General features: G+C 74.2%; 13 protein-coding genes. 9 read left to right on the top strand and 4 right to left on the bottom strand.

The window, feature by feature from the left end; translation table 11 throughout:
* From PATMI_RS27275 to PATMI_RS0104190, 4 genes are all read left to right on the top strand, one after another.
* A partial coding sequence (locus tag PATMI_RS27275) for an ABC transporter ATP-binding protein (protein ID WP_342673036.1) occupies window positions 1-973 on the top strand: 973 nt, incomplete at its 5' end.
* Window positions 974-1098: 125 nt separating this feature from the next.
* Window positions 1099-1755 carry a hypothetical protein gene (locus tag PATMI_RS37215; protein ID WP_026909973.1) on the top strand — a complete coding sequence of 219 codons (657 nt, stop codon included), beginning with the start codon at window positions 1099-1101 and terminating at the stop codon, window positions 1753-1755.
* On the top strand, window positions 1752-2276 hold the full coding sequence (locus PATMI_RS37210; protein ID WP_051471035.1) for a nitroreductase family protein: 525 nt from the start codon (window positions 1752-1754) through the stop codon (window positions 2274-2276). Before PATMI_RS37215 ends, PATMI_RS37210 begins: the two co-directional genes overlap by 4 nt.
* On the top strand, window positions 2273-2842 hold the full coding sequence (locus PATMI_RS0104190) for a hypothetical protein (protein ID WP_026909972.1): 570 nt from the start codon (window positions 2273-2275) through the stop codon (window positions 2840-2842). Before PATMI_RS37210 ends, PATMI_RS0104190 begins: the two co-directional genes overlap by 4 nt.
* A 283-nt stretch (window positions 2843-3125) precedes the next feature.
* Here the strand turns inward: PATMI_RS0104190 and PATMI_RS37810 are convergent, their stop codons facing one another.
* The 4 genes from PATMI_RS37810 to PATMI_RS0104170 all read right to left on the bottom strand — a co-directional run bounded on the left by PATMI_RS37810 (window position 3126) and on the right by PATMI_RS0104170 (window position 7890).
* Entirely contained in the window at window positions 3126-4451 is a 1326-nt protein-coding gene (locus PATMI_RS37810; protein ID WP_026909971.1) for a TIM44-like domain-containing protein, read from the bottom strand.
* 180 nt (window positions 4452-4631) lie between these two features.
* Complete coding sequence (locus PATMI_RS0104180; RefSeq protein ID WP_026909970.1) at window positions 4632-5954, bottom strand: DUF7305 domain-containing protein; 1323 nt, start codon at window positions 5952-5954, stop codon at window positions 4632-4634.
* The gene (locus PATMI_RS36440) at window positions 5951-7300 is read right to left on the bottom strand and encodes a prepilin-type N-terminal cleavage/methylation domain-containing protein (protein WP_157260610.1); all 1350 of its coding nucleotides are present in this window, start codon (window positions 7298-7300) and stop codon (window positions 5951-5953) included. Before PATMI_RS36440 ends, PATMI_RS0104180 begins: the two co-directional genes overlap by 4 nt.
* The gene (locus PATMI_RS0104170) at window positions 7297-7890 is read right to left on the bottom strand and encodes a PulJ/GspJ family protein (RefSeq protein WP_026909968.1); all 594 of its coding nucleotides are present in this window, start codon (window positions 7888-7890) and stop codon (window positions 7297-7299) included. The genes PATMI_RS36440 and PATMI_RS0104170 overlap by 4 nt, the downstream gene beginning before the upstream one ends.
* Before the next feature lie 158 nt (window positions 7891-8048).
* Between PATMI_RS0104170 and PATMI_RS0104165 the strand changes: the two genes are divergently transcribed.
* The 5 genes from PATMI_RS0104165 (at window position 8049) to PATMI_RS0104145 (ending at window position 13215) form a co-directional block, all read left to right on the top strand.
* The gene (locus tag PATMI_RS0104165; RefSeq protein WP_026909967.1) at window positions 8049-8816 is read left to right on the top strand and encodes an SDR family NAD(P)-dependent oxidoreductase; all 768 of its coding nucleotides are present in this window, start codon (window positions 8049-8051) and stop codon (window positions 8814-8816) included.
* A 149-nt stretch (window positions 8817-8965) separates the two neighbouring features.
* Window positions 8966-9991: an MBL fold metallo-hydrolase gene (locus PATMI_RS0104160; RefSeq protein WP_026909966.1), complete on the top strand. Its 1026-nt coding sequence runs from the start codon at window positions 8966-8968 to the stop codon at window positions 9989-9991.
* A gap of 79 nt (window positions 9992-10070) precedes the next feature.
* The gene (locus tag PATMI_RS0104155) at window positions 10071-10856 is read left to right on the top strand and encodes an enoyl-CoA hydratase/isomerase family protein (RefSeq protein ID WP_026909965.1); all 786 of its coding nucleotides are present in this window, start codon (window positions 10071-10073) and stop codon (window positions 10854-10856) included.
* Complete coding sequence (locus PATMI_RS0104150) at window positions 10853-11890, top strand: LLM class flavin-dependent oxidoreductase (RefSeq protein ID WP_157260609.1); 1038 nt, start codon at window positions 10853-10855, stop codon at window positions 11888-11890. The genes PATMI_RS0104155 and PATMI_RS0104150 overlap by 4 nt, the downstream gene beginning before the upstream one ends.
* Before the next feature lie 149 nt (window positions 11891-12039).
* Complete coding sequence (locus tag PATMI_RS0104145) at window positions 12040-13215, top strand: acyl-CoA dehydrogenase family protein (protein WP_026909963.1); 1176 nt, start codon at window positions 12040-12042, stop codon at window positions 13213-13215.
* Window position 13216 lies beyond the last annotated feature (1 nt).

Raw genomic sequence — 13216 nt, 5'->3', positions numbered from 1 at the left:
GCAGTCTGACGTCCCGGCCCCGGCCCCGGCCCCGGCCCCCGGCGACGGTGCGACGGTGCCGGTCGACGAGGTGCCGGCCCCGCCCCCCGCCGCCGAGCTGCCGCCGCCCCGCCGCCCGCCGCCGTCGGACGCCGACGTGATCCTCGAGGTCCGCGACCTCCGCAAGACCTTCGGCGGGAACGTCCTCGGCAAGGACGCGGTCCACGCGGTCGACGGGATCGACTTCGACGTCCGCCGCGGCGAGACGTTCGGCCTGGTCGGCGAGTCCGGCTGCGGCAAGTCGACGACCGCCCGGATGATCTGCCGGCTCGAGGAGCCGACGTCCGGCGCGATCCGCTTCGAGGGGCAGGACGTGGCGACGCTGAAGCGCAAGGCGCTGCTGCCGTTCCGGCGCGACGTGCAGATGGTCTTCCAGGACCCGTACTCGTCGCTGAACCCCCGGCACACGGTCGGCGGGGCGATCGGCGAGCCGCTCCTCGTCCACGGCATCGCGAAGGACGCCAAGGCGCGGCAGAGGCGCGTGCAGGAGCTGATGGACCTCGTCGGCCTGAACCCCGAGCACTACAACCGCCTGCCGCACGAGTTCTCCGGTGGCCAGCGGCAGCGCATCGGGATCGCCCGCGCCCTCGCGCTCGAGCCGAAGCTGCTGATCGCCGACGAGCCGGTCTCCGCGCTCGACGTCTCGATCCAGGCGCAGGTGCTGAACCTGCTGCGCCGGCTCCAGCGCGACCTCGGGCTGTCGCTCCTGTTCATCGCGCACGACCTCTCGGTGGTCCGGTACATGTGCGACCGCGTCGCGGTGATGTACGCGGGCCGGATCCTCGAGCTGGCGGACTCGGACACGCTCTACAAGGACCCGCAGCACGAGTACACGAAGGCCCTGCTGCAGGCCGTCCCGGTCCCCGAGCCCGGCGCCCGCCGACGGGACCGCGCGGACGAGCGCCCGGTCGAGGAGATCGTCGCCGACGCCTGACGGGCGGGGTGCGGGCCCCGCCCGGTGCGTCCCGGGTCCGGATCGCGACGGCGCACCGGGAACCCGCAGAGCGCCGTGCCGCCCGGTTCGGCGGCGCGGACCGGCGGCCCCTTACACTCCGCGGCATGCCGGATCTCGAGCGCTTCCTGCCCCGCTTCGCCGCCGAGCCGCCGCAGGACCCGGCGCCGTACGGCCGCTTCGCCGAGCGCCTCGGGACGGCGTTCCTCGAGGCCGTCGACGGCCTCGAGCCCGACCCCGAGGAGGAGTCGGAGGCCGACGGGATCGGCGAGCCCGGCGAGCTCGCGTTCTACCCCGACCGCACCTGGCACGGGCGCACGTTCATCCCGATCACCACGCGCACCAGCACCGGCCTCGAGGCCTACGGATTCACGCGCTTCATCCCCGCGGACGCGGACGGCAGCGAGCCGACGCAGTTCGAGGGCGACGCTCAGGTCACCGGCGAGCTCGCCGAGGACAACGCGGACTGGAAGATCGACCTCTGCGAGGAGGTCGTGGGCTCCTGGCGCGGCAACGGCGACACCGCCGCGATGACCCTCGTGTGGGGGCGCCCGCTGGTGGCGAAGGCCGCCTCCGCGATCGCCGAGCTCGACGGCACGATCGTCGACCGCTGCGACATCCGCGACGACCGCTTCACCCTCCTGGCGCCCGACGACTACTTCGGCGACACGCTCGAGATCGCCGTGCTCGACGCGAAGGGCAACGAGCTGGCCCGCGAGTCGCTCTACGCCGACGACGGCGAGGACGAGGACGGCGCTGCGTGAGCACGCCGCCCCTCGGGCTCGAGGAGGCGCTGCGCACGCGCCGCACGCACAAGGCCTACGGCACGGAGCCCGTGCCCGCGGAGGTCGTCACCGAGCTCGTCGAGCTGGCCGCCTGGGCCCCGAATCACCACCTCACCGAGCCGTGGCGGTTCCGGGTCGTCGGGCCGGAGACCCTCGCCGCCCTGAAGGCGGCGGGCCCCGCCGACGCCGCGAAGAAGCTCGACCGGGCGCCCACGCTGATCGTCGCGTCCGTCGTCGTCGACCCCGACCCGCGGGTCGCGGAGGAGGACCGCGACGCCGCGGCCGCCGCGGTCTACGGCCTGCTGCTGGCCGCCCACGCCCGGGGGCTCGCCGGCTACTGGCGCACGCCCGCGGTGCTGCTCGACCCCGCCGGGCGGGCCGCCGCCGGCCTCGGCGACGACGAGGCCGCGCTCGGCCTGATCCACCTGGGGCCGCTCCGGCAGGACGTCCGCGTCCCCGACCGGCGTCCCGTCGGCGAGATCCTGGAGTTCCTCGCGTGAGTCGCGGTGCGCTCCGGGCGTCCGGCCTCGCGCTGGCCGTCGCGGCCGCCCTCGGCGCGGTCGGCTGCGGGCAGGCCGGCAAGTTCGGGCCCGACGATCCGCGCTCGGCCGTCGCGCAGCTCCTGAACGCGTCGATCTCGCAGGCCAACGGCCAGCGCGCGTGCTCGCTGCTGACCCAGGCGGCGCGCGACCGGCTCGCCGACGGGCTCGCGGGCTCCTGCCGGCAGGCGCTGAACGCGTCGGTCAGCTCGATGCCCGGCCCCTACGTCTCCACCGACGACGCCGGCCGCGCGACGACGGACCTCACCTTCGACGTGCTGTCGCAGTCCGCGGACCGCGCGCGCGTCAGCGCCCGCCGCGGCGACAACCCGGCCCTGACGTTCGACCTCGTCCGGCTGTCCGGCGCGGCGCTCGACGAGGACACGCAGGCCAACCAGGACACCGTCGGCGGGAAGATCGACTCCGACTGGCGCGTCTCGACGGGCGAGAAGCAGCTCGTCGAGGTGCGGGGCGCCCCCGCGTCGCCGACCGGCACGACGACGACCGCACCGGCCCCGCCGGGCTGACCGGCGGCGGCGGGGCCCGCGGGCCGGTCGTCGGAGTCGCGGCGGCGGGTGGCGTCGCGGTCAGGGATGGTCGGTATGCGACCGGAACTGACCGTGCTGCGGGCCGCGGCCGTGCGGCGGTGGTGTCGCGGTCAGGGATGGTCGGTATGCGACCGGAACTGACCGTGCTGCGGGCCGCGGCCGTGCGGCGGTGGTGCCGCGGTCAGGGATGGTCGGTATCCGACCGGAACTGACCGCCCCGCCGGCCCGTCCCCGCCGCCCCGCGACCCGGCCTCTGCGTCGCTCAGACGCCGACGAGCAGCCAGGGCCGCTCGGCGTCGTCGTCCAGGCGGAAGGTCCAGCGCTCGGCGCGGGCGACCTCCTTGGTGCGGGAGCCCTCCACGACGGCCTGGGTGTCGCGGTCCTCGCGGTACCAGCGGGCGTGGTGCCGCACCGACACCTCGATCCGCGGCGGCGCCGTGGAGCCGTCGACGCGGTCGATGACGACCTCGTCGATCCGCGGGCCGCGGACGACGGTGCGGATCTTGTCGTCGCCGCCGTAGAGGAGGCGCTGCACGGCGTCGGGGGTGGCGAGGCGCTCGAGCTGGTCGTCGCTGCCGTCGATCGCGGTCGTCCACGCGCCGACCGCGGCACGGACGGCGGCGGTGAGGACGTCGGGGCTGAAGCGGTCGTCGACGAGCGAGAGGTCCATCGCGACGGTGCGGGCGTCGTCGCTCATCTCCGCCGGGACGAGCTCGGCGACCGCGACGGCGTCGCCCGCGGTGTCGGCGGCGGCCATCTCGGTGCGGACGCGGTCCGACAGCAGCGGGTCGGCGTCCGGACGGGCGAGGACCGGGGCGCTCAGGTTGTGGTCGCCCTCGCCCTCCTCCTCGATCGAGACGAGGATCCAGCGGCCCTCGCGGCGGCCGAGGGTCCAGTACTGCGAGAGCGTGACCTCGGGCCCCGACGCGCCGTCCTCGTAGAGCGTCTCGCCGCGGCGGGTCTCGACCCAGCTCTGCGCGCGGGCCTTGATGTGGACGACGACCTGGTCCTCGTCCTCGCCCTCGCGGTTGGTGATGCCCACGATCTTCACGATCGGGGCCTCGCTGACGCCGGCGTGTGCGTGCCACCCGCGGCGGTCGAAGTCGTCCAGGCGGCGGGTCCACTCGCGCAGGAGGTCGGGGCCGACCAGGTGCTTCAGGCGCTCGCGGTCGCGGGTGTCCCAGGCCTCCTGCGTGTCGATCACGAGGCCCGAGGCGGCGGCGCGGATGTCGTCGGGGTCGAAGGCCGAGTCCTCCATGGCGGCCTCCAGCGCGGCGGGGAGGATCGCGGCCTCGCGGGCCTCGCGCTCCCGTGCGGTCGCCCGCTTCTTCTGGGCCGTCGCGCCCTTGTCGGCCGCCTTGAGGATGCGGGGCACGACGTAGAACAGGATCACCGCGACGACGATGATCACGAGGATGATCGCGCCACCGGAGCCGCCGCCGATGAAGAAGAACCCGCCGCCGCCGTAGCCGCGGCCGCTCCCGCCGCCGCTGAAGCCCCCGCCGCTCGAGCGGCCGCCGCTGAAGCCGCTCGAGCCGCGGCCGGCCAGCGCGAGGACCGTGGGGTGCGCGACCAGCGACGTCAGCATGTACCGAGGATCGCACGCCGGGGCACGTCGCGGTGCCGGGTCGGGCCGATCGGCGGGTCGCGACGCCGTCCGCCGCGCGGTGGCGCGTCGGCGCGCGCCTGGCGGGGACGCGCCGTATCCCGGGCCGTGCCCGGTCGTCCTGCTTCCCGGCCCCGGCGTCCGGGCACCCGAACGCCCCGCTCAGCAGGCCCCGGTGTCCGGGCACTCCCGCCACGCGGTGCGATACCAGAGCCCGGTGCTGCCGGCCTGGAGCGCGCCGGCGCGTCCGTCCCACTGGAAGCCGTTGCCGGTCATCGTGACCGCGCCGGCGGCGACCCCTCCGACGACCTTCGCGTTGCCGGTGATCGCCACGGTCGACTGCGGCGCGTAGATCGCCGCGCGCAGCGCCGAGTTGCCGGTGATCGCGACCCGTCCCTGGCCGTCGTTCGTGCCGTAGACGTAGAGCTGCAGCGCGGTCGGGTCGCTGCCCGCCGATCCGGAGGAGAAGTTGCCGGTGACCGCGAAGCCGCCCGAGCCGGCGGGGCAGCCGGAGTTCGGGTCGTCGGGCGAGTCGACGTAGATCGAGACCTTGGCGCCCGCCGCGATCACGAGGGTGAAGTTGCCGGTGATCGAGACGCTGCAGAAGTTGTAGATCCCGCCGCCGAGCGTGAGCGTCGCGTTGCCCACCGCGCGCAGCGCCCGGGTCGCCGCATCGTAGGTCAGGCCCGAGCCCGATGAGACCGCGTCGTACGGGGCGACCGGGGGCGTCCGCAGGCCGTTCGCGATCCGACCGTTGTCGTTGCTCGTCGCCGACGCGCCGGGGGCGACCGGCGCGAGGACGAACGGCCCCTCCGCGGCGGTCCGCCGGACGACGGGCGTGATCGACACGTTCCCGGTCGGGCGCGTCGATCCGGCCGGACCGAGCACGGTGCCGGCGGTCTCGACGTTGCCGGTGACGGTCAGGACGCCGTTGGTGGCTGCGGTGCTGTCCGGGATCTGGACGTTGCCGGTGAGGTCGACCGACCTGAGGCCGAGCAGGCCGGCGACCGGGAACAGCGGGGTCGACGCGTAGGCCGCGACCCGCGCCTGGGTGCGCCGGACGACGCCGTCGACGGTCCCGGTCGCGGTGATGCACCGCTGCTGGAGCGCGGTCTGGGCGCGGACGGTCAGCCCGGCGCAGGAGGCGCTGCCCGCGAGCGCCGGCGTCGTGCGGTACGAGAACGACGCTCCGTTGCCGAGGGCCTCCGCCGGCGACGCGCCGCAGAGGCCGCCCACGGGGACCTCGACCGCCGCCGCGATGCAGCGGTCCGCGCCCGGCTGGAGCATGTTCAGGCGGAACGCCGCGGTCTGGAGTCCCGCCTCGGCAGCCTGCAGCGCCTGCTGCCGCCGGGCGTCCGCGGTCGCCGACGACGAGGCGCCGGTCGCGGCCTGCAGCGCCAGGCCGGCGAGCAGCGACATCACGAGCAGCGAGCCGATCGCCGCGATCAGGGCGGACCCGCGGTCGTCGTGCCGGTCGCGGGTCATCGGACGTTGAGCTGGAGGACGGACTGGATCGACGGGTGGTCGTAGGCGATGACGACGTCGGACGCCGACGACGCGGCCAGCCAGACACGGACGGCGACCCGCTTCCCGGCGGCGACGACGAGGTCGGCGCCGGGGACGGAGAACGAGAACGAGACCGGGGTCATCACCGCCGGCCAGGCGGACAGCTCGTAGGTGACGGTCGCCAGCACCGTCGGCGGCAGGGTCAGGAGGTCGCCGACCGGTCCGGGCGCGACGGCCAGCTGGAGACAGAGGACGACCCGGGCGGCCACGCCGGTGCGGGTCCGCGTGTAGAGCGTCATCCCGCCCTCGCCCGTCAGGGTCTCGCCCGACGGCTGGGCCGGGGTGACCCACCGGGCGCTCCGCGCGTTGTCCGCGGTCGGCGTGGTGGCGCAACTCGTGTCGGCGACGCGCAGGACCCGTCCGCCGCTCGCCTCCGAGCCGGTGGTGCCGGACGACCGGTCCAGGAGCGGCGGGACGGTCGTGCCCGACGGCGGCGGCTCGTCGCCCATCAGGTCGGGCACCGGACAGCCGAGGAGCGCGACGAGCGTGCAGAGGCCCGTCCCCAGGACCGTCTGGTGCAGGGCGTGGTCGGCGGTGACGGCGATGCGCTCGTCGCCGGACTTCGCCGGCGTGTCGTAGAGGAACCAGCTCGTCGCGCTGCCCGTCCCGATCGACCGGCTGCACGGGACGTCGGCGCCGGACGCCGAGACGCAGACGGTCGCCGGGTCGCTCAGCGGGTTGCGGGCCCCGTTCGCCATCGCGCCGGCCGGCGCCGCGTTCGGGTCGGTGAGCACGACCGAGGTGACGAGCGGCCCTCGGCCGTGCCCGGTGCCGTCGACCGTCACCACCACCGTGACCCGCCTGCCGCCGCGCGCCGCCGTGCACCCCGCCCCGCAGCGGGGGTCCTCGCGCCATGAGACCCACGACCAGACGCGGCCGGTCAGGCGCCCGTCGCTCCAGGTGCGCGAGGTCGGGGACACGCCGCCGTCGGTGGTGTCGATCACCAGCGGCTCCGTGGCCGCCGGCGCGCGGCGGTCCGGACGCAGGCGCGGCGGCGAGCCGCCCGCGAGCATCGACGCGGGATCCGCGGGGTCCGTCGACGGCACGGGCGTGCCCGACAGCGCGACGTGCGACCACCCCAGCGCCTGGATCCGCTCGATCTCCGCCTGCGCGCGGTGCGCCATCACCGACGTGCGCTCCGCGACGCCGGTCAGTCCCCGGGAGCCGTCGTAGACCGTCGCCGTGGCGAGCATCCCGACGGCCAGCACGGTGATCGCGACGAGCGTCTCCACCAGCGTGAAGCCCTGCTCGCGCGACCTCCTCATCGTCCGAGGTCCTGATTGCGCAGCTCCGCGCCGTCCTCGAGGACCACGTCGTGGCCGCGGCCGTCGTCGCGGCGCATCCCGGTCGACGGGACCAGGAGGCGGGCGGTCACGTAGCGCGGCGCGATCGCGTCGGGCGTGAACGCGAAGGACGGGTCGGCCGCCGTCCCGTTGCGGAGCCGGTCGACCACCGTCTCTCCGGTGCTGAGCCCCGGCAGCACCGCGCCCGCCGCGGCCTCCAGTCGGACGCAGCGGCGCAGGTCCCCGCTCGTCCCTGCCACGTCGCAGGCGTACATGACCCGGCGCGTCACCCCGTCGATCGTGGTCTCGAAGTCGATCCGGTTGGGGGTTGCGCCGTTGATCACCGACGCCTGCCGCAGCTCCCGCACCATCCGGTGCAGCCCCGTCCGGCTCTCCGCGACCGCGTGCGTCCACTCGACGTCGCGCGGCACGGTCCGGGCGGCGGTGTCCAGGACGTTCAGGATCGCGACGACCACCCCGGCCAGGACGGCGCTGACGACGAGCACCTCGACCAGCGTGTGTCCGGCGTCGGTCCCCGCGGGCCGGTCGGAGGTGGGGGGCGTGGGGGGCACCGCCCGGAGATCGGCCCGGGTCGTCGGACCAGGTGTGCGCGTGGACGGACGGTCGGCGGGGACGCTCGACGGTCGTCCGGTGGCCCCCCGCTGGCGATCGCTCCAAGGGGCACCGGACGGACGTAAACGATCGTTCACGGTTTGTGTAGGGTGGCGCCATGAGCAACGGAGAGACTCGGACCGCGTTCGTCACCGGTGGTGCCCGCGGCATCGGCGAGGCCATCGCGATCGACCTGGCGAAGGCCGGACACAAGGTGGCGGTCGCCGACCTGCGCACGGAGCTCGCGGCCGACGTCGTGAAGGCGATCGAGGCCGCCGGCGGCACCGCCCTGGCCGTCCAGCTCGACGTCACCGACGAGGCGTCCGTGATCGCCGCGATCGCGGAGACGAACGAGAAGCTCGGCCCCGTCGGCATCGTCGTCAACGCCGCCGGCTGGGACGACCTCAAGCCGTTCACCGCGCACGACGAGGCCTTCCGCCAGCGGGTCGTCGACATCAACTTCCACGGTCCGCTGCGCGTGATCCACGCCGCGCTGCCGACCCTGCTGGAGCAGAAGTGGGGCCGCGTCATCAACATCGGCTCCGACGCCGGCCGCGTCGGCTCCTCGCTGGAGTCGACCTACTCCGGCGCCAAGGCCGGGCTGATCGGGTTCACCAAGACCCTGGCCCGCGAGAACGCACGCAAGGGCATCACGGCCAACACGGTCTGCCCCGGCCCGACCGACACGCCGATGCTGCGCGAGACCGTCGAGGCCGCCGAGAACGCCGAGGCCGTCCTCGGCGCGATGGTCAAGGGCGTGCCGATGAAGCGCCTCGGCAAGCCGGAGGAGATCGCCGGCGCCGTCACGTACTTCGCCAGCGACGCCGCCGGGTACGTCACCGGGCAGACGCTGTCGGTCTCCGGCGGCCTGACGATGGCCGGCTGACGAACCGGGCCGGGCCCCACCCCGGGCGTCTCGGGCCGGTGCCGCGTCGGACTGCGGCGAGGCCCGGGGCACCCGGGAGGGCCGCCTCCCCGCCTTCCATGCACGTGAGCCCACGTCCCTCCCGATCTGCGGCGTCGACCGATCCCCCGGTGGCCGAGGGGATCGGCCTGCTCCGGGTCGACACCCCGTTCCTCGTCGGCCCGGTGAACGTCTGGCTGATCGAGGACGATCCGCTGACGCTCGTCGACACCGGCGCGAACACCGGGACGACGCTGCTGCAGCTCCGGTCCCTCCTGGCCGAGCGCGGCCACGGGCTCGCGGACGTCGGCCGCATCGTCGTCACGCACCAGCACCTCGACCACATGGGCCTCGCCGGACCCCTCGCCGCGATCAGCGGCGCCGAGGTCGTGGGCTTCACCGGGATGGACGCGTACCTCGCGGACGGGCCCGCGTCCGCCCTGCGCGAGGAGCGCTTCGACCGCGATCTGATGCGCCACCACGGCACGTCCGAGGACACCGTCCTCGGCTGGTGGGCCGCCCGCCCCGACACCCGGGGCTTCGCGTCGGAGGCGCCCGACGTCCGCACGGTCGCCGACGGCGACGTCCTCGAGTTCGCCGGCCGGACGCTCCACGTCCACCACCGGCCCGGCCACTCCCCGTCGGACCTCGTGCTCCACGACCGCGAGCGCGGGACGCTGCTCGTCGGCGACCACCTGCTCGACGGCCACCCGCCCGTGCCGGTGATCCATCCGCCGCTGCCGGGAGCCGCGCCGCTCGGCCTGCCCGACCCGGCGTCCCCCGCCGCGATCGCCGGCGAGCGCAGCGTCACGGCCCGCGGCAGCGCGCTGCTCGACCTCCGGGCGTCGCTCCGTCGCACGCGCGGGCTCGGTGCCGCGGTCGCGCTCACCGGCCACGGCGACGTCGTGCCCGACATCGTCGCGAACGTCGACCGGCGCCTCGCCGAGCACGACGCCGCCGCAGAGCGCCTCCTGGCCGAGCTCGTCGCCCGCGGGCCCGGCAGCGCCGGCGAGCTCCGGCTCCGGGTCGCCCCGAACGGCCGGTCGCACCCGTTCTTCGGGCTCTGCGACGTGCTCGGCACGCTCGACCAGCTCGTCGACGAGGGCGCGGCGACGACGACCACCGACGACGGCCCGCCGCGCTACGCCGCCCGCTGAGCCACCACCACCTTGCCCATCGAAGACCGCACGCCGCAGGGCCGTCCGCCCGCGCCACCGAAGACGAGGAGCACGAGGCATGACTGAACAGACCGCCGAGAAGGTCGTCCACTGGGAGGACACGGAGCACGCCTTCGTGATCACGCTGAAGCGCCCGCCGGCCAACGCGCTCGGCTTCCCGATCATCGAGGGGATCGGCGAGGCCCTCGACGTGGCCGACCGCGACGCCCCGGGCAAGGTCCTGATCTTCGCCTCCGAGATCGAGGGCTTCTTCGCCGCCGGCGCGGACATCAAGTTCATGGTCGACACCGACCAAGCCGGCTTCGAGGGCTACGGCGACGCGCTGCGCGGCGGGCTCGACCGCATCGCCGACCCGTCCCGCATCGCGATCGCCGCCGTCGACGGCCTGGCCCTCGGCGGCGGCTGCGAGCTGGCGATGGCATGCGCGCTCCGCGTCGCCGGACCGCAGGCCCAGTTCGGCCTGCCCGAGGTCAAGATCGGCCTGATCCCCGGCGCCGGCGGCACGCAGCGCCTGCCGCGGCTCGTCGGTCGCGGCCGCGCGCTCGACATCATCCTGACCGCCCGCCAGGTGCCGGCCGAGGAGGCCGTGCGGATCGGCCTCGCCGACCGGCTCGTCGACGGCGACCCGCTCGACACCGCGCTCGAGATCGCGAAGACGCTGTCGCGCTCCTCGCGGCCCGCGCTCGAGGCCGCCGTCCGCTGCGTCGACGCGGCGTTCGACCTGCCGCTGCCCGAGGGCATCGCCTACGAGGCGGACGAGGAGAACACCCTCTTCCGCGACGGCGAGGCGAAGGAGGGCCTGAAGGCCTTCGTCGAGCGGCGCCGGCCGGAGTTCGGCAAGTGACCGCCGCCAAGCCCACGCTGGGCCTCTCCCTGCTCGCCGGCAACGTCCGGTCCGTCGCCGCCTCCGCGAAGATCGCCGAGGACAACGGCTTCGGCACCGCCTGGACGTCCGAGTTCTACAACCGCTCCGCGACGATCACGCTCGCGTCGATGGCGCACGAGACGTCGTCGCTCCGCGTCGGGTCGGGCATCGCCTACGCCGTCGGCCGCTCGCCGGTCGTGCTCGCCGCCGAGGCGCGCGACCTCGACGAGATCTCCGACGGCCGCCTGGTCCTCGGCCTCGGCACCGGGACGCGCCGGATGATGGAGGACTGGCACGGCGTCGACCCGTCCGGGCCGGCGACGCGCCTGGAGGAGCTGATCCCGCTCCTGCGCAAGCTCTGGAAGCTGCACGAGGCCAACGTCGACCACGACGGCCGCTTCTACCACCTGAAGCTCAAGGCGACCGCCGACGTCGGCGTGCCGCTGCGGACCGACATCCCGGTCTGGACGGCGGGCGTGAACCCGCGGATGGTCGAGACCGCCGGGCGGGTGTCCGACGGCTTCCTCGGCCACCCGCTGTTCTCGGTGAAGTACCTCCAGGAGATCGTCCATCCCGAGATCGCGAAGGGCGCGGCCAAGCGGGACCGCTCGCCCGACGACGTCGAGCTCTCGACCGTCGTCATCACGTCGGTGCACGACGACCCGGAGGAGGCCCGCCGCCGCGCGAAGGGCCAGCTCGCGTTCTACTCGGCCCCGAAGACGTACGACTACGTCCTCGAGGTCAACGGCTTCCAGGCCGAGGCGCAGGCGATCCGCGCGGCGTTCGCGGAGGGCGACCACGACGCGATGCTCGCCGCGGTGACCGACGACATGGTCGACGCGATGACGCTGTCGGGCACGGCCGCCGAGGTCACCGAGAAGCTGCGCCGCTACGACGGCGTGCTGGACCACCTGATCATCTACCCGCCGAGCTTCAAGCTCTCGGCGGACGAGGAGCAGGAGACGCGCGAGAACCTGCTCGCGCTCGGGAAGACGCTCGCCGCACAGGGCTGAGCCAGCGCGAACGATGGTTCACCGGGGTCGGGCGTTGTGCGTTCCTGCAACGTCCGTCCCCGGGGCCTGCCGCGTACCTCCCAGGGCGCGCGGCGATCGGATACAGTCGCGCTAACGATCGTTCACATCGTGGGAGCACGGGAGAGACCATGGATTTCGCACTGACCGAAGAGCAGGAGACCATCCGCGCCGCCGTGCGCGAGCTCGTCGCGCCGTTCGACGACGAGTACTGGCTCGAGAAGGACAGCAAGCACGAGTTCCCGTTCGACTTCTACAAGGCGATCGCGGACGCCGGCTGGCTCGGCATCTGCGTGCCGGAGGAGCAGGGCGGCTCGGGTCTCGGCATCACCGAGGCCTCGATCCTGCTCGAGGAGATCGCGGCCTCCGGCGCCGGCATGAACGGCGCCTCCACGATCCACGGCATGATCTTCGGCATGCACCCCGTGATCAAGCACGGGTCGCCGGAGATGAAGCAGCGCCTGCTGCCGAAGATCGTCGACGGCAGCATGCACGTCTGCTTCGGCGTGACGGAGCCCGACGCCGGCCTCGACACGACGGCCACGAAGACGTTCGCGAAGCTCAACGACGACGGCAAGCACTACACCGTCAACGGCCGCAAGGTCTGGATCTCCAAGGCCGTCCACTCGGACAAGGTCCTGCTGCTGACGCGCACGAAGAAGCTCGAGGACTGCACGAAGAAGACCGACGGGATGTCGCTCTTCCTCACGGACGTCAAGAGCGACCAGATCGAGATCCGCACGATCCCGAAGATGGGCCGCGAGGCCGTCGACTCCAACGAGCTCTACATCGACGACCTGCAGATCCCGGTCGAGGATCTCGTCGGCGAGCAGGACCAGGGCTTCAAGTACCTGCTCGACGGCCTGAACCCGGAGCGCATCCTGATCGCCGCGGAGGCGCTCGGGCTCGGGCGCGCCGCCCTGCGCCGCGCCACGCAGTACGCGAAGGACCGCGTCGTCTTCGGGCGGCCGATCGGCAAGAACCAGGGCGTCGCGTTCCCGCTGGCCGACTCGCGGATGCGGCTCGACGCCGCCGAGCTCGTCCTGCGCCGCGCCTCGTGGGCCTACGACGCGGGCGCGAAGGACGCCGCCCTCTACGCGAACTCCGCGAAGTTCCTCTGCTCGGAGGCCGGGACCGAGGCCGCGGACCGCGCGATCCAGACGCACGGTGGCTTCGGCTACGCCCGCGAGTACCACGTGGAGCGGTACTACAAGGAGGCCCGCCTCCTGAAGATCGCGCCGCTGCCGCAGGAGATGGTGCTCAACTACGTCGCCGAGCACGTCCTCGGCCTCCCGCGGAGCTACTGAG

Source organism: Patulibacter minatonensis DSM 18081 (genome assembly GCF_000519325.1).
Lineage (GTDB): Bacteria > Actinomycetota > Thermoleophilia > Solirubrobacterales > Solirubrobacteraceae > Patulibacter > Patulibacter minatonensis.
Note: the sequence above shows the minus strand (reverse complement) of the source record. Positions and strands in the feature narration are given on the sequence as shown.